The sequence below is a fragment of the Janthinobacterium lyxosi genome (assembly GCF_051380665.1).
Lineage (GTDB): Bacteria > Pseudomonadota > Gammaproteobacteria > Burkholderiales > Burkholderiaceae_D > Janthinobacterium.
In genome coordinates this window covers 1-15,793 of sequence record NZ_JBNYXM010000055.1, presented here as the reverse complement: position 1 = coordinate 15,793, position 15,793 = coordinate 1, and the positions used below count along the sequence as shown (strand labels likewise).

At 61.6% G+C, this 15,793-nt stretch carries 15 protein-coding genes; all 15 read left to right on the top strand.

Annotated features, from left to right (window positions below; all coding sequences use genetic code 11):
* The first annotated feature begins 103 nt into the window (after positions 1 to 103).
* Positions 104 to 220: a DnaT-like ssDNA-binding protein gene (locus ACQ4WP_RS28310; RefSeq protein WP_436526515.1), complete on the top strand. Its 117-nt coding sequence runs from the start codon at positions 104 to 106 to the stop codon at positions 218 to 220.
* Positions 217 to 771, top strand: a complete 555-nt coding sequence (locus ACQ4WP_RS28305) for a head-tail connector protein (RefSeq protein ID WP_436526513.1) — start codon at positions 217 to 219, stop codon at positions 769 to 771. Before ACQ4WP_RS28310 ends, ACQ4WP_RS28305 begins: the two co-directional genes overlap by 4 nt.
* Positions 772 to 804: 33 nt before the next feature.
* Positions 805 to 1,332 carry an HNH endonuclease gene (locus ACQ4WP_RS28300; RefSeq protein WP_436526511.1) on the top strand — a complete coding sequence of 176 codons (528 nt, stop codon included), beginning with the start codon at positions 805 to 807 and terminating at the stop codon, positions 1,330 to 1,332.
* Between the two features lie 46 nt (positions 1,333 to 1,378).
* Complete coding sequence (locus tag ACQ4WP_RS28295) at positions 1,379 to 1,714, top strand: phage head closure protein (RefSeq protein ID WP_436526510.1); 336 nt, start codon at positions 1,379 to 1,381, stop codon at positions 1,712 to 1,714.
* The gene (locus tag ACQ4WP_RS28290) at positions 1,711 to 2,172 is read left to right on the top strand and encodes an HK97-gp10 family putative phage morphogenesis protein (RefSeq protein WP_436526508.1); all 462 of its coding nucleotides are present in this window, start codon (positions 1,711 to 1,713) and stop codon (positions 2,170 to 2,172) included. The genes ACQ4WP_RS28295 and ACQ4WP_RS28290 overlap by 4 nt, the downstream gene beginning before the upstream one ends.
* The gene (locus tag ACQ4WP_RS28285; protein WP_436526506.1) at positions 2,169 to 2,519 is read left to right on the top strand and encodes a DUF3168 domain-containing protein; all 351 of its coding nucleotides are present in this window, start codon (positions 2,169 to 2,171) and stop codon (positions 2,517 to 2,519) included. Before ACQ4WP_RS28290 ends, ACQ4WP_RS28285 begins: the two co-directional genes overlap by 4 nt.
* A gap of 4 nt (positions 2,520 to 2,523) precedes the next feature.
* A complete protein-coding gene (locus ACQ4WP_RS28280) occupies positions 2,524 to 2,958 on the top strand; it encodes a hypothetical protein (RefSeq protein ID WP_436526504.1) in 435 nt (144 codons plus the stop codon).
* A 135-nt stretch (positions 2,959 to 3,093) separates the two neighbouring features.
* Entirely contained in the window at positions 3,094 to 3,735 is a 642-nt protein-coding gene (locus ACQ4WP_RS28275) for a phage tail protein (RefSeq protein ID WP_436526502.1), read from the top strand.
* 112 nt (positions 3,736 to 3,847) lie between these two features.
* Positions 3,848 to 4,168, top strand: a complete 321-nt coding sequence (locus tag ACQ4WP_RS28270) for a phage tail assembly chaperone (RefSeq protein WP_436526500.1) — start codon at positions 3,848 to 3,850, stop codon at positions 4,166 to 4,168.
* Positions 4,169 to 4,215: 47 nt separating this feature from the next.
* Positions 4,216 to 4,482, top strand: a complete 267-nt coding sequence (locus ACQ4WP_RS28265) for a DUF1799 domain-containing protein (protein ID WP_436526517.1) — start codon at positions 4,216 to 4,218, stop codon at positions 4,480 to 4,482.
* Positions 4,483 to 4,515: 33 nt separating this feature from the next.
* Positions 4,516 to 11,547 (top strand): phage tail length tape measure family protein, encoded by a 7,032-nt coding sequence (locus ACQ4WP_RS28260; RefSeq protein WP_436526498.1) that lies wholly within the window; start codon positions 4,516 to 4,518, stop codon positions 11,545 to 11,547.
* Positions 11,544 to 13,013 (top strand): hypothetical protein, encoded by a 1,470-nt coding sequence (locus ACQ4WP_RS28255; RefSeq protein ID WP_436526496.1) that lies wholly within the window; start codon positions 11,544 to 11,546, stop codon positions 13,011 to 13,013. Before ACQ4WP_RS28260 ends, ACQ4WP_RS28255 begins: the two co-directional genes overlap by 4 nt.
* Complete coding sequence (locus tag ACQ4WP_RS28250; RefSeq protein ID WP_436526494.1) at positions 13,010 to 14,605, top strand: hypothetical protein; 1,596 nt, start codon at positions 13,010 to 13,012, stop codon at positions 14,603 to 14,605. Before ACQ4WP_RS28255 ends, ACQ4WP_RS28250 begins: the two co-directional genes overlap by 4 nt.
* A gap of 305 nt (positions 14,606 to 14,910) precedes the next feature.
* Entirely contained in the window at positions 14,911 to 15,591 is a 681-nt protein-coding gene (locus ACQ4WP_RS28245; protein WP_436526492.1) for a hypothetical protein, read from the top strand.
* A gap of 9 nt (positions 15,592 to 15,600) precedes the next feature.
* Positions 15,601 to 15,793 (top strand): hypothetical protein (locus ACQ4WP_RS28240; RefSeq protein WP_436526490.1); only part of this gene is annotated, 193 nt, incomplete at its 3' end.

Sequence of the window (15,793 nt, the reverse complement as noted above, 5' to 3'; positions counted from 1 at the left end):
TTGACCTACCTGGTGCGACGCTACGGATTGGATAACATGCCGATCGATGCCGAGTACCTGCCGATGAGCGAGGCGCAACTGTCTATCGCGCTGGGAGCGTGACATGGCCATCACCACTGAAACCGGCGCCGGCCTGCCCGATGCCGAATCCTACGCCAGCATCGCCGCGGCGGACGCGCGCTGCGCCAGCCTGGGTGTGATTGATCAGGTGTCGCCATGACCGCTATCCGCATCAAGCCACCGGCCACGCTACCGGTTGCCTTCGCCGTGGCCAAGGCAAACATGCGCGTCGACGGTGACGATATGGATGTGCTGATCACGTCGTGGATCAAAGGCATCGTCGCCGTGCTTGAGCACGAGATTGGCCAGTGTTTGATTGAGCAGACGTGGCGGGTGATGCTCGACTGCTTCCCGGCGGCGCTCAAGTTGCCGCATCCAGTTATGTCGGTCACGTCGGTAAAGTATTTCGATGTCAACGGCACCGAGCAGACGCTGGACCCGGCGGCCTATCGCCTGTGCCGTGCGCGATACCAGTCGCACCTGATGCCGGCGCGCGGCGGCGCCTGGCCGGCCACGCTGGCCGACGCTGACGTGACTGTCGAGCTGGTATGCGGCTACGGCGCGGCGCCGGCGGATGTGCCGGAAAACGCCCAGCTCTACATCCTGGCGAAGTTGGTCGAGCAGTTCGACCCGGCCACGCGCCTGGAGCGCGACACCGTGCAGTCGGCGTTCGTCGAGCGGCTGCTGGACGCGTGCAGGTCTTACGCCTAACTGCTTCGACTAAAAATTCAGGAAAACGGAGTCATGGGCGAACCGATATCAGATGCGGTTCGCGCTAGTGATGCGCGCACCGAGAATAGACGAGAGGCCGCAAGAGTGAGGTCGCGTCTTTGGCGGGCTGAAAATTTGCAGTTGGCACGCGCAAAATCCAACGAATGGAAAAAGAATAACTCCGACCGAGTGCGTGCCGCGAGTGCGGCGTCTTACGCGGCCAATCCAGGCCGGGTCAGATTGGCTTTTGCTGGCTGGGCCGAGAAAAACCCTGATGCAAAGCGCATCTTGGTACAAAACAGGCGCGCCAAGAAGCGTGCGAACGGTGGCGCATTATCGAAGGATCTGGTCGACAGGCTCATGACATCTCAGAAGTGCCGGTGCGTTGCTTGTAATGGTGATCTAAGGCTGCTTGGACATCACCTTGACCACATAGTTCCAGTACGAGATGGTGGTGAAAACATTGATTCAAACATACAGCTGCTTTGCCCCTCTTGCAACCACAGCAAGGGCGCCAAGAACTCGGTTGATTTCATGCAGTCACGCGGCTTTCTGCTCTAAGGGGAATGGTGATGCAGCAATTTAATTCCAATAGCCGGAGCTATGCATGAGCCTCGGCGCGCGCCTCAACAAGCGCATCACGCTGCAGGTGCTGGCGGCCGGTCAGGACGAGGCCGGTCAGCCGACGGACGTATGGGTGAACTTCGTCACCGACACGCCTGATGGCAAGATCGCCGCCGAGGTGCGCGACGTGGCGGGCCGAGAGTTCGTCGCCGCCGGCGCCACGCAGAACCAGGTGATGACGACGATCACTATCCGGTACCGCGCCGGCGTGCTGCCGAAGATGCGTGCGCTGCACGGCGCCGACGTCTACCGCATCGAGGCGGTGCTTGGGCAGGACCAGCGCACGCTCGCGTTGATGTGCTCGCGCGTTGTGGCATGAGTTTCAATATAAACCTGGGCCAGCTCGACGAGCTGCGGGCAAAGCTGCGCGCCTACGGCGAGGCTGTAAAGGATGAGGTCGCCATCGAGGGCGCCGCCGGCATGGGCTTGGTTATCTACGAAGAGGCCAGGTCCAGGGCGCCAATCTCGGTAGGTGCCCATTATTTCCACGGCAGCCAGTTCAAGAAAAACGGCACCAAGTACCTATTTCAGCCTGGGACCTTGAAGAATGCAATTTACCGCGTCTTCTCCCCGGAAAAATCGAGCGACACGCTCAAAATGTACCGCGTCAGCTGGAATCACACCAAGGCACCGTATGGCGCCATGGTCGAGTACGGCACCTCGCGTGCGCCGGCAAAGCCGTTTATGCGCCCGTCGCTATCGCGGATGAATGACGCGATCGCGGCCGGCAAGGCGCGCATGGCGAAGAAGTTGGATGAAATACAGGGCCGACAATGAGTATTGAAACCGCACTATTCGCCGCCTTGCGGAGCTTGGTTGCTGACCGCGTCTATCCTGACGTCGCGCCCGAGAATGCGCCCCGCCCGTATATCACCTACCAGCAGGTGGGCGGCGAAGCCGTCAATTTCGTCGAGAACACCATTCCGACGAAGAAAAACTCCCGCATGCAGATCAACGTGTGGGCCGATACGCGCCTGCAGGCTACCGCTTTGGGTGGCGCAGTCGAGGACGCGCTGCGCACGATTATCTCCCTACAGCCGACCGTCTTGGGCGCTGCCATTGCGACCTACGACGACGAAACGAAGCTACGCGGCACCATGCAAGATTTCTCTCTCTGGATCTGACGATATGCCAACATCTCTTGCTGGCAGCACGCTTGCCGTATCGCGGGCGACGCCTGCCGACGTGACCGCCGCCGGATTCGCCGCGCTGAGCTACGCGCAAATCAAAGGCGTCAAGGTCATTGGCGAGTTGGGCAAGCAGTACGCCACGACCGCGCGAAATTACATCGGCCTGACTCGGCCATACCAGGCCATGTCCGGCTTGGCTGAGTTGTCACTGCAAGTCGAGTTAGTTCGCATCGCCGATGCTGGCCAGGACACGCTGCGCGCTGTGGTCGGCCTCGATTCCGCGTGCAGCTACCGCGTGACGCGTCCTGACGGGTCTTTGATTTACTTCACCGCTCAGGTCAATGCCATCATGAACGGCGGATTCGCATCAACATCGATCGCCGAACAGAAATGCAATATGTCCGTGCTCAGCAAGGTTATCGAAGTCGATTAAGCAAACAGCAGAATTTACAGAGGCCAGCCTAACCCGCTGGCCTTTTCCATTTGAGCCGCCCCAGGAAACTCGGGCGGTTTTTTTACACCCGTGAGGGTTACTACTCTCGGTCAAGCGACCGGAAAGGCTTTAACTATGTCGATCTCTCTGCCTAACGGCGCAACGCTGAAACTGGCAACCGTCTACGCGGCGGCCATCACCATCACGGCGGCCAGCAATGCGGCCCCGGCCGTGCTCACCGCCGCCGCTCACGGCCTGGCCAATGGCGACTTGGTCGAGGTTACTTCGGGCTGGTCCCGCATCAATAACCGCATCTTCCGCGTCAGCCTGTCGGCGACCGGCACGTTTGCGCTGGAAGGCCTGGACTCGTCCAATACCACGACCTACACGCCAGGCGGCGGCGTCGGCTCGGTGCGCAAGATCACCACGCTGACGCAGATCACGCAGATTCTGGAAACCACCAGCTCTGGCGGCGAAATGGGCTTCACCGAGGTGTCGCTGCTGGAAAACGACTTCTCGACCCAGTTGCCAACCCAGGCCAGCGCGCAGTCGATCGCCATCTCGATCGCCGATGACGTGACGCTGGCCGGCTTCATCGCCGTGAAAGCCGCCGCCGAGACGCGCAGCCCGCGCGCACTGGTTGTTACCCTGCCGAACAGCTCGGTGATCCTCTACAACGGCATCGTTTCCTTGGATGAAACGCCGTCGCTGACGAAGAACTCGATCATGGTCGTGAAGTCCACCTTCAGCCTGCAGGGCCGCCCGGTCCGCTACTGATCCACCGCAGCAACCAGCAGTTCCCCCAATGCCGCCCGAGCAATCGCAGCGGCATTTTTTACGCCCGCTTGGTCGCACCTTGCGGGTCTTTTTCTTCCCTTGAAAGCACAAAATGGCATCCAAACCTAAATTCAGCCTGACCGCATCCCCAACCTTCAAAGCCAAGGTCACCATCCCAGTAGCCGGCGGTAAGCCTGTTGATGTGGAATTCACCTTCAAGCACCGCACGCGCGAAGCGTTCAAGAAATTCATCGAAAGTCTGACCGACCGCGAGGACGTGGACGTCATCCTGGACATCGCCAGCGGCTGGGATCTGGAAGATGCCTTCGATGCCGACTCCCTCGAAGAGTTGGTCGAAAACCACATCGGCTCCGGCTTGGCCATCATCCAAACCTACATCGCCGAACTGACTGCGGCCAAGGTAAAAAACTAAAGGCCGTCGCCACGGCGCTTTACGAGCCAGCTCCGAACGCGGAGGAGCTGGCCGCGTTCGGCCTGACTGCCGAGGACGTGGCGGCGGATCCCGTGGACATTTGGCCGGACAACATCGCGGCCTTCCAAATATTTTCGCTCATGGGCACGCAGTGGCGCGTAGGCGGCATGGGGGGCGCAACCGGGCTCGACTACAACGTGATGTATCGAAAGATGGATCGCCTCTCATTGTCGCCTGACGATTACGACGCGCTGGAATCCGATCTCCAGATCATGGAAAGCGCAGCTCTAGAGCTTATGCATCAGAAAACATAACCGCCTCCGGGCGGTTTTTACATTTGGAACCCTATGACAAATACGATTGGCGGCGCGACCATTGAGATGGCGGTTGACTCCAGTGGCGTTGAGTCTGGCCTCGACCGCGTTGACGGTGCCGTTCGGCGCACCGGTCGCACGCTCGACAGCCTGCGCACTCAAGGCGGCGGTGCGCTCGACAGCATCGGCACCGGCGGGACTGCGGCCGCCAATCGTGTTGATGCCGCAACCCGGAACATTGCCGGCGCGGTAGAGCGGGCGAATGCCGCCCTGATCTCCGGCAAAAAGTCGGGTGCTGAATATTTCGAAGAGCTGGGCCGCAGCCGTGGCGCCGACATGATGAAGTTGGCTCCGCTGATTGCGCAGCTGCGCGAGACGGAAGCGGCTCAAGCGCGGGCAAAGACAGCGACCGAAGCCGCTGCGACAGCCCAGCAAGCAGCCGCTGAGGCAGCGCGCGCGCAAGCGGTAGCCCTGCGAGAGGTTGCGCAGGCCCAGGCTGGCAAGGATTCGTATGTCGCAGGCCTGCGTGAGCAAATCGCGCTCTACGGGAAATCGACGGAGGAGGTGCTGCGCTACAGGGCCGCACAAGCTGGCGCCGCCGAGGCGGCCGGCCCGCTGATTCTCCAGCTGCAAAACATGCGTGCAGCGCACGAGGCTATTGCCGAATCAGCCCGGATGGAGGCTCAAGCCCATCGCCAGGTGGCACAAGCGCAGGTCAAAAACGACTCATTCCTGGCGGGTCTGCGCGAGCAGGTCGCGCTGTATGGAAAATCGACTGAGGAAGTCCTCCGTTATAAGGCCGCCCAGGCTGGCGCGTCCAGCGCTGCCGAGCCACAGATTCAAAAATTGCAGCAGTTGAGGGCTGCGCAAGAGGCTGCAACAGAGTCCGCCCGCCTGGCGGCAGCCGCCCAGCAACAGGCGGCTCAAGTGCAAGCCAATCGCGACAGCTTTCTGGCCGGCCTGCGCGAACAAATTACACTGTACGGAAAATCGACAGAAGAAGTTTTGCGCTACAAGGCCGCCCAGCTTGGTGTGGACAGTGCCGCCGAGCCGCAAATCCAAGAGTTGAAACGGCTCAAGGCTGCCCATGATGCCGTGACGGAAGCGGCCCGACTGGCTACGGCGGTTCAGCAGCAGGCGAGCCAGGCTCAAGCCAATCGAGATACCTTTTTGGCGGGCTTGCGCGAACAGATTGCACTTTACGGGAAGTCAACCGAGGAAGTGCTGCGCTATCGCGCCGCTCAGGCTGGCACCGCTGGTGCGGCCGAGCCGCTGATTAGCGAGTTGCTGCGGTTAAAAACTGTTCAGGATGGAGTGGCGGAGGCCACTCGCCTTGCTACGGCGGCCCAAGCACAGGCGGCACAAGTGCAAGCCTCGGGCGCCGCGCTGGTAGCCGGGCTGCGCGAGCAGGTCGCCTTGTATGGCAAGTCCACCGAAGAAGTGTCGCGCTATCGCGCCGCGCAAGCGGGTGTCGCCGGTGCTGCTGAGCCTTTCATTCAAGAGCTGCAACGACTGAAAGCTGCCCAGGATGCTGCAACAGCGGCGGCCAAGGCCTCGGTTGAAGCCCAGCGCACCGCCGCACAAGTGCAGGTCAAGAGTGATTCGTTCGTTGCCGGCCTGCGTGAGCAAATCGCACTCTATGGCAAATCCACGGAGGAGGTGCTGCGCTATAAAGCTGCGCAGGCTGGCGCGGCAACCGCTGCCGAGCCACAGATTCAAGAGTTGCAGCGCCTGAAAGTTGCACAGGATGCCGCAACCGAGGCAACCCGACTTGCGACTGCGGCCCAGGTGCAGGCGGCTCAGGTGCAGTCGAATCGCGATAGCCTATTGGCAGGACTGCGTGAGCAGATTGCCTTGTATGGCAAGTCCACTGAAGAGGTCTTGCGCTACCGCGCTGCCCAGGCCGGCGCCGCCGGCGCCGCCGAGCCACTGATTCAAGAATTGCAACGCCTGAAAATTGCGCAAGATGCGGTCACCGAGGCGGCGCGCATCGCGGCGGCGGCTCAGCAGTTGGCGGCTCAGCAGTTGGCCGCCGGCCCGGCATTGGTGGCGGGCCTGCGCGAACAGATCGCGCTGTACGGGAAGACCACTGAGGAAGTTTTGCGTTACAAGGCGGCGCAAGCGGGCGTCGCTGGCGCCGCCGAGCCGCACATCCAAGAACTGGCGCGCCTCAAGCTCGCCGAAGATGCCGTCACCGCAGCCGCGAAAGCTGCCGCCGAGGCGCAGCGACAGGCCGCTACGGCGCAGACTGGCCGCGACTCGTTCGTCGCCGGATTGCAGCAGCAGGCCGCCGCTATCGGTAAGACGCGCGCCGATCTGTTGGAATTGCAAGCCGCCCAAATGGGTGTCACCGCCCAGGCTGCCCCATTTATCGCGAAACTGCGCGAAGTGGAGCAGGGGCTGAACCATGCGGGCATGTCTGCGCGCGCCACTGCCGCCGCAATGCGCGGCGTGCCGGCGCAGTTCACCGACATCATTGTCAGCATCCAGGGCGGGCAAAATCCGCTGACCGTGCTGCTGCAGCAGGGCGGGCAGTTGAAGGATATGTTCGGTGGCCTCGGCAATGCCGCGAAGGCGCTGGGTGGCTATATTCTGACTCTCATCACGCCTTTCACGATCGCTGCGGCAGCTGGCGTGGCGTTGGTGGTGGCATTTATTCAAGGGCGCAACGAAGCAATCGCCTATAGTAAGGCGCTGATTCTGGCTGGCAACACGGCCACCACCACGTCCGGCCAACTGTCAGACATGGCTCGCAACATCAGTAAGGGTGTGGGCACGCAAGGCGCCGCTGCCGAGGCGGTGATTGCAATGGCCGCTACCGGCAAGGTCACGGCTGGTAACTTGGAACAATTCAGTGCCACGGCCATCAAGGCGCAGCGCGCACTCGGCCAAAGTGTCGGCGATACCGCCGCGCAGTTCGCCGACCTTGGCAAGGCGCCCGTTGCCACGCTTCTGAAATTGGATGAGACGTTCCATTTCCTGACGGCCGATGTATACAAACAGGTCAAGGCGCTGGAGTTGCAAGGGCGCACCGTCGAGGCTGGCACGATGGCGCAAAAGGAGTGGAATCGGGCGCTGGGCGATGTATCTGGCAAAGTTACAGAGAATCTCAGTAATCTACAAAAGACCTGGAAATTTGTGGGCGATACCGCCAAGGCAGCATGGGATTCTATGCTGAACGTCGGACGCCAGGACTCTGTTACCGAGCAACTGGACAAGGTCAATAAAAGCATCTCGAAAGCGCAGAGGCCATTTGACCCTTCGGTTGGCGGCAATTCGGAAGATCGCATGAGACTGGCGGCAAACATCGCCCTCAAGGCTGTCTTGGAAGGCCAGATCGCCGCTGAAAAGGCTGGGATTGCGCCAAAAGAGGCCGCCAACAAACTGCGCGAGGCTGGCCTGAAATGGGCGCAGGACGAGGAGAAATATCTCACGCGAGTGCAATTGCGCGATCAAGAAATTGATAGGACGACCAAATTAGGTGCGGTGATAGTTGCCGCTGATAGCAAGAAGCAGGGCGAGGTCGACGCACGCCTCGCCGCCATCAAGCTCCGATACGCCGATACCTACAATCTTGCCATCGACACGCAAATCGAATTGCTGAAACGTCGCGGCGCGGTAGAGGAGGAATCAGCCAAACGCTCGATGATCACGCTGAATGCCGATCGCGCCGCTGGCCTCGCCACCAGCCTGCTGGCTGAGTTCGAATATGCCGATAAGGTCGCAAAGATCGACCTCGACGCCCTTGCGCGCAAAAAGGCCTTATTGTCCGCCGAGCTTGCGCTCACGGCTGCAAAGCCAAATAGCAAGAAGGAGCAGGCCGGCTTGACCGCTGCGATTGCCGAAGTAGATGCGCAGGCGCTGACCCGCACCCTGCAACTGAAGGAGGACATCCGCGTCCTCGACATCAAAGATACCAAGCAGGGCTTGGCGAATATCGCCGATCTGGCGGCTGCGCGCGCCACTGATCTACAGTCGCTGCAAAGCCAATTGCAGGCGCAGAAAGATGCGAATGCGTTGATTGGCCTCAGTGCGGTCGAGACAGATAAATTCAATCAAAGCCTAGTCGAGGAGACTGCGAAGCGGCTGGAAAATAAGGCTGCACTCATTGGTGGAAGCGAGGCGCGAGCTGCCGAGGCGGCAGATTTGCGCGCGAGCGCGGTCCTCGTGCGTGCGCTGGGAGCTAAGAAGGTGGAGGGTGTGGATTTGACCGCAGCCGCTAAGGCGAAGAAAGATCTCGACGACTTCCTCGATCCGGCTAAGGCTAAAAACTTCGGCGACTCGCTGCGTGATGCATTTGGCGGCGCCGGCAGTTCGCTGGTGAAGCTGACAACGTCCTTCCAGTCCTACGCGCAAAAACAGGCCGAGTTCGACAAGCAGCGCGACAATGCCGAGAAAAAGCGCATGAGCGGGCGTGGCACGGAGGCGGAGTATATCAAGGACATCACCGCGCTCAATCGCATGCAGGCGTCCGAGCAACTGGGTAGCTATGGCGACATGGCGGGCGCTGCGGCCGGATTTTTCAACGAGCAGAGTAGCGGCTATAAGGCGCTGCAAGCCGTGTCGCAGGCATTCCACCTGGCTCAACTCGCCATGAACCTGGCATCCATCGGCCCAGCCATCGCCGCCGGCGCTGCGCAGATGTTCGCCCAGTCGGGCTGGGGTGGTTTTGCCGGTGTGGCTGCGATGATTGGCGTGATGGCTGCGTTGGGAGCTGCAACTAGCGGCGGTGGTGGCGGACCATCGGCAAAAGACCGCCAAGCCGCCAACGGCACCGGCACGATTCTGGGGGACTCGTCCGCGAAATCGGAATCCATCGCGCACTCGCTGGCCATCATGGAGAAGAACAGCGGGCTGGGCCTGGCGCACACCATTTCTATGGACCAGTCGCTGAAACAGATGGTGGCCGGCATCGGTAACCTGGGCAACCTGCTGGCGCGCTCGGGTATCACCGCCGCCGGCGCTGGCGCGACGGCGGGCATCGCCACCGGCAGCACGCCCACGTTGGGCAAGGTCGGACAAGGCGTGTTGACGGGTGCTGCGACGTATGGCGGCGCGGTGCTGGGCGGCAGTATTGCCGGCGCCATGACCATGGGCACCATCGGCAGCAGCCTGACCATGATGGGCGCCGTCGCCGGCCCCATCGGCATGGCCATCGGCGCCGCCATCGGTTTTGTGGTGTCGAAATTGATCAAAACGTCCGTATCGGTCAAGGACTCAGGGATCACGGGCGCGGCCACATCGCTGGGCAACGTCGACGCACTGGGCTTCAATGCCCAGGCGTATGCCGACATCAATGTCAAAAAGAAGGCGTTCGGCGTCAGTTACAGCAGCAAAAACAGTACGCAGAAAGCTACGCTTTCGGATGAAATGAACGACCAGTTCACCATGATCATCACCAGCATGGGCGACACCATCCGCAGCGCAGCCGACGTGCTGGGCCTGGGTGGTGCTGCGTTCAATGCGCACCTCAATTCGTTCGTGGTGGACCTGGGCAAAATCAGCCTGAAAGACTTGTCGGCCGAGGAGCAGCAGAAAGTCCTGGAGACGGCGTTCTCGAAAATGGGCGACGACATGGCCAAGTTTGGCGTGGCCGGCCTGGCGCAATACCAGGCGGTGGGCGAGGGCTATCTGGAAACGCTGGTGCGCGTCACCAATGATTTCATGCAGGTGTCCGACGTGCTGGCCGTGCTGGGAAAATCCTTCAACGCTACCGGCCTGGGCGCAGTTGCGCTCAGCGAAAGCCTGATCACTGCGGCCGGCGGTCTGGAGGCACTGACGAGCGGCACCAGCTACTTTGTCGAAAACTTCCTGACCGAAGCCGAACGCATGGCGCCGATCACCAAATCGGTGAACGATGCCATGGGCAAGCTGGGCGTTTCAGGCGTGACCACGGTCGACCAGTTCAAGGCCTTGGTGCTGGCGCAGGACCTGAACACGGCTGCTGGGCAGTCCATGTATGCGCAGCTGATCGCCATCGCCGAGCCGTTCAAAACGGCCGCCGATTACGCGGCAGAACTGGCGGCCGCCACGGGCGACTTGGCAGCAGTGAACAAGACCGCCAGCGAGATCGCCAGCGAACGCAAGGATCTACAGCAGCAACTGAATGAGCTGACCAAAAGCGAAACGGCGTTGCTGTCCATCCAGCGCGACGGCATCGCCGCGGTCAACCGCGCACTGTTCGACCAGGTGCAGGCCGCCAAAGCGGTGGTCTCGGCCAAGGATGCGCTGGGCAAGGCCTACGACAGAGAGGCGGCAGCGGCCCAGACGGCGCTGGATAAATCGAAGTCGTGGGTGTCCACCCTCAATGGCCTGAACGCCAGCATGGCCCTGGGCGCCCAGTCGACGCTGACGCCGGAGCAGAAGTATGCCGAGGCGCGGGCCCAGTTCGAGAAAACGCTGGCGGCGGCCAATGCCGGCGACACGACGGCGCAGTCCGGCCTGTCGGCTGCGGAGCAGGCATTCCTGACGGCGTCCCAGGTAGTCAACGCCTCGGATGCCCGCTACGCGGCAGATTACGCCCGCGTGGTGGCGGCCAACAACGAGGCGCTGAAATGGGCCTCGGCCCAGGTCGACGTGCAGCAGGCCAGCCTGGATGCCCTCAAGGCCCAGGTGTCGGGCCTGATCACCATCAACGACAGCGTGCTGACGGTGGCGCAAGCCATCGCCAACCTGCATACCGCGATGGGTACGGCCACGGGGCTGGGCGTGAAGTTCGACGGTTCCCATGCCGGCGGCCTGGCCAATGTGCCGTTTGACGGCTACGCGGCCGAGCTGCACCGCGGTGAAGTGGTGATGGATGCGCCAGCTGCCTCTGTAATGCGCCGTTACTTCGGCGGCGCGCCAAGCCAGGGCGGCGGCAATACCGATGCGCTGGTGGCTGAGATCAAGAGCCTGCGGGAAGAGGTCAAAGGGCTGCGCGCCGATCAAGACAAACAAACCGGCGCCAAGATCCAGGCCACGGTCGAATCGAGCGACAAAGCTGCCAAAACGATCGTGGCTGGTGTCGATAAATCCGCCAAGAGCTCGGCCTGGGCCAATACAGTGAAAGGTGAATACGCATGACCAATGAGCAATTTTTAGCATGGCTGCAAAGCCCGTCGGCCATCCGCATGGTGCTGATCGAGGCCCAGGTGAACGTGGCCGGCCAGGAGGTGACGCGGTATATCGCCTCCCGGCCGTACGTCACCGGCCCGGCCGAGGTGCCGGCCAATACCGAGTATCTGCCGCTGGCCACCGGCGGCCTGGCCTTCACGGAACAGGTGAGCTTGACGGGCGAGGCTGGATTGTCGGGTGGTGACATCGAGCTGGACAATGGCGATGGCGCACTTGATGGCTGGTTGCTCGATGTGTGGCGCAACCGCGCCATCAAAGCCTGGGCTGGCGACCCCAGCTGGCCGTGCGCCGACTTCCGCCTTGTGTTTGACGGCATCATCGATGACGTTGGCAGTTCCAGCCGCGAGACAATCAACCTGGTGCTGCGCGACAAGTTGCAGCGCTTAAATACGCCCATCACCGAGGTCAAGCTGGGCGGCACGACGCCGAACAAGGATGCAATCCTGCCGATACCGTTCGGTGAATGCCACAACGTCACGCCTCTGCTGACCGATCCGGTCACGCTGGAATATGGTTTTCTCTGCCCCGTCGAGTCGAGTTTCGAGGTGCGCACCAACGGCAAGCCAATTGCCGTGGCCCTGAATGACCAGGCCGGGCGCTTCAACCTGACCACGCCGCCATACTCGGCCGCGATCACGGTGAGCGTGCAGGGCGACAAGGGCGGCGGCTATGCGCCGCGCATCGCCCCGCTGGTGCAGCGCATCGCCACGGCGTACGGCAAGGCCGCCGACCGCTTCACGCTGGCCGACCTCGACCTGGACAATCTGACCGCCTTCGATGCCGCCCACCCGCAACTGGTGGGCCTGTACGTTGCGGACCGGATGAACCAGGCGCAGGCCATCCAGCAGCTGGCGGCCAGTGTGGGCGCCCAGGCGCTGATGTCGCGCACTGGCCAGCTGCGCCTGGTGCAGATCACGCTGCCCGCCGCCGGCGTGCCGGTGCAGATTGGCCCCGAACACATGAAATTCGATTCCTTGCGCCCGGTACAGCGCCTGCCGGTGGTGGCGGCCGTCAAGATCGCCTTCGACCGGAATTACACGGTGCAGGCCAGCCTGACCACCAGCATCCCGGCCGAGCATGCCGACCTGTATGCCACGGAATGGCTGACTGAAACGGCGGTAGACGAGGTGGTGCGCGCGCGCTACCGCCTGACGGACGACCCGCCGCAAATCGAAACCTGCCTCAAGACCAACGCAGACGCGCAAGCGGAAGCGGCGCGGCGCCTGGCCCTGAACAAGGTGCAGCGCACGATTTACGAATTTGACGGAGAGCCTGAGATGATGATGCTGGAACTGGGGCAGCCCGTGGTGCTGCGCGATGACCGCTTTGGCCTGCAGAACGGCGTGCCTGGTGTGGTGGTGCTGCTGTCGCACCAATGGCTGGCCGGGCGCGTGACGGTGGGCGTGCTGGTATGACGGCCATCGGCGGCGCGCGCGATACGCTGCTGCAGGCCACGGCGGAGCGCTTCAGCACGACGGCCGACGGCAAGGCAATCCTGCTGGCTGGCAGCACACCTGTATTTCGCGTGAACAGCGCCGGCGCCGGCGCGCCTGGCTCGATTGCCATTACCGCCAAGCCGGTAAATGTGGTGGGCGATATCGTGTTTTCGGTGTCTGCTGGCACGCAGCTGACCGTCAACGGCAACGTGGCCACGGTCGACTTTGCCAGCATGACCACGGATACGGCCTTGGTGCAGGCGCGCATCCGGGAATTTGGCGTCGATTACGTCGCCAACTACATGATCAGCAAGGTCTTCGACGGCATCAATGGCGACACCGGCCTGGCCGGCTTGAACACGGGCCAGGCCTTCGCTTACAAGCGGGCGGCCGCCGCCCCTACTGATTCGCCGGGTGACGTGATCTTTACCTTTGCCACGGGCAGCATCACGACGCCGGCCGGCAACGACCTGGCCAATGGCTGGTCAAAGAATATCCCGGCTGGTTCGACGCCCCTGTACGTGCGCGTGGCCGCCGCCAGCTCGCGCAATGCCACGGACAATATCGTTGCCAATGAGTGGGCGGGGGCCGTGCAGCTGGCCAAGGACGGTGCTGCTGGTGCCAATGGCAGCAACGGCGCGAACGGCGTGGATGGCCTGAATGTGGCGCCCGTGCGCATCTACCAGCGTGGCGCCACCAACATCGCGCCGCCGCTGCCGAGCGCGGCATGCACGTTCACTTTTGCCACGGGCGCACTCGTGGGCCTGAACAATGGTTGGTCGGCGCAGGTGCCGACGGCAGGCGGTGCGTACCTGTTCACCTCCGGCGCCACGGCCGCGTCGCGCGGCGCCACCGATGACATTCCGGCCAGCGAATGGGCGGCGGCTGCGCGCCTTGCCGCCGATGGCGCCACCGGCCAGCGCGGCACCGTGACGGTGACGGCGCCCGGTTATTCGGCCTGGTCGGATGCTTCGGCTGTGTATGAGCTGGGCCACGCCGGATATGGCGCTCCGATCAACCGCGACGTCGTCACCTTGTATGACGCGACGCATGCGGTGACGAAGTATTTTGATAATGGCGAATGGCTGGTGCTTGGCACGGTATTTGACGGCAATCTGCTGGTGGATGGCTCGGTGGCGGCCAAGGCGCTGTCGGTGGACAACTTGGCGGCAATCAGCGCGATTCTGGGGAATGTGGTTGCTGGCGACTTGTACGGCACGACGCTGCATGGCGGCGCCGGGTATCCGACCAATAACTACTGGTGGCCCAGTAACGGCGGCAGCGGCTTTCATTTGAGCGCCCAAGGTTTGCTTATTGGCAATCCTCGTGTGCCAGGTGGCTTTTTCCAGATGTCGAGTACTGGCTATTTTGAGATGCCAGGATTTACCGTGACGCCCGGATCTGCAGGAGTTCCCTCGGTTGCGAGGTTTTCCGGTGAGCTGGTCGCTGCTACGGGAACATTTGGACTGATCCGCAGTGCGGCGAGTGGGCAACGCGCCGAGTTTGATGGCAATGGCACCAGGGCGTATTACGCCAATGGTCAGTTGGCTGCCCGGTTTGGGGCCTGGTAATGCCGGCTGGATTGCAGGTCTGGCTGCCAGACGGGACCTTGGTGATTGACACCTCGACGTACATCGGTCGCACTTTGGCCATTATTGACGCCAGCGCAATTAGCGGTAGCGTGGTTGTGGCGGGAGTGGATCAGGGAATTCCCTTTGCAATCCCAGTACTACATTCGACCAGCGGAAATATCACGGTGGGCACGGTGACTATTCCACAATGCACTTTCAGCGGCAATTCAGTTTCGTGGGTCAGGCAAGCTCCACCGACTGGTTACGTGCTACCGGGTTGCACACTGATTTTGGGGGTGAGATAAATGGCCGCAGGGTTTCAAACGTTCAACACGAATGGCACCTACCAGGTTGATGGTGTCTATAAACACTTTGTTATGACGCGGCGGGTGGATATCGCCACGACGGAAACAACGGGCGGCACTTCAGTAAATGGCTCTCAGGTCGGGCTGGCGAAAGCAGAGAATGAAATCATTGCGCTGCGTTGCAATAGCCCATGCGCGCATATAGGGACGCTCGACGGCCAGATTTATGTGCGAACGACCGGTCCCATTGGAACAGTCATCAGTTGCTATTTTTTCGCGCCTATTACGACCTCTGACGCTACGGTGGGGTTGCAAGTATTTTCAGAATCCGGCGAGTTGGTATTTTGTGCCAGCAAAAAACCTTTGAGCTTTCGCGACTTTGTTGTCGGCGAAGGAATTTTTTCATATGAATCGAGCCGCACTTTCGCTGCTCTCATGATCACACAGCGGTATGAAGTGTCGGATATTGTCATTCCGGCGGGCACTCAGGGAGGTCGGTTATTTCGTCTCATCGCTGCCAGGCGAGGAATGGCCAGTAACGCGAGCGGCGGAATAAGTGTCTCCTACGAAGTCGATTTCCAGGATATGTCCGATATCGCAGGGAGTCCAGGCCCGCCCAGTCAAGCGTGTACATCGCCTTTTGGCAGCTTGCACGCCTTGATTGACGTTACTAATTATTGAGCCTCCAGAATGACCAATCTTCGCATCATCTACGACAACGCCGCCGACAGGGCGGTGCTGACCGCATCGAGCCAGGCCGGCGCGCTGGGCCCGGCCAACCTGCAGCGCGAAGGCAAGTCTGCCGTGCTGCGCTCGCTCGGCTTGGCCCTGACTATCACGGCCACCTGGCCCACGCCCGAGATCGTCGGCGGCGTGGCACTGC

Excerpts from the sequence above, each read along its gene's own strand:
- ACQ4WP_RS28310 (WP_436526515.1), top strand. The coding sequence starts at position 104 with ATGGCCATCACCACTGAAACCGGCGCCGGCCTGCCCGATGCCGAATCC.
- ACQ4WP_RS28305 (WP_436526513.1), top strand. The coding sequence starts at position 217 with ATGACCGCTATCCGCATCAAGCCACCGGCCACGCTACCGGTTGCCTTC.
- ACQ4WP_RS28300 (WP_436526511.1), top strand. The coding sequence starts at position 805 with ATGGGCGAACCGATATCAGATGCGGTTCGCGCTAGTGATGCGCGCACC.
- ACQ4WP_RS28295 (WP_436526510.1), top strand. The coding sequence starts at position 1,379 with ATGAGCCTCGGCGCGCGCCTCAACAAGCGCATCACGCTGCAGGTGCTG.
- ACQ4WP_RS28290 (WP_436526508.1), top strand. The coding sequence starts at position 1,711 with ATGAGTTTCAATATAAACCTGGGCCAGCTCGACGAGCTGCGGGCAAAG.
- ACQ4WP_RS28285 (WP_436526506.1), top strand. The coding sequence starts at position 2,169 with ATGAGTATTGAAACCGCACTATTCGCCGCCTTGCGGAGCTTGGTTGCT.
- ACQ4WP_RS28280 (WP_436526504.1), top strand. The coding sequence starts at position 2,524 with ATGCCAACATCTCTTGCTGGCAGCACGCTTGCCGTATCGCGGGCGACG.
- ACQ4WP_RS28275 (WP_436526502.1), top strand. The coding sequence starts at position 3,094 with ATGTCGATCTCTCTGCCTAACGGCGCAACGCTGAAACTGGCAACCGTC.
- ACQ4WP_RS28270 (WP_436526500.1), top strand. The coding sequence starts at position 3,848 with ATGGCATCCAAACCTAAATTCAGCCTGACCGCATCCCCAACCTTCAAA.
- ACQ4WP_RS28260 (WP_436526498.1), top strand. The coding sequence starts at position 4,516 with ATGACAAATACGATTGGCGGCGCGACCATTGAGATGGCGGTTGACTCC.
- ACQ4WP_RS28255 (WP_436526496.1), top strand. The coding sequence starts at position 11,544 with ATGACCAATGAGCAATTTTTAGCATGGCTGCAAAGCCCGTCGGCCATC.
- ACQ4WP_RS28250 (WP_436526494.1), top strand. The coding sequence starts at position 13,010 with ATGACGGCCATCGGCGGCGCGCGCGATACGCTGCTGCAGGCCACGGCG.
- ACQ4WP_RS28245 (WP_436526492.1), top strand. The coding sequence starts at position 14,911 with ATGGCCGCAGGGTTTCAAACGTTCAACACGAATGGCACCTACCAGGTT.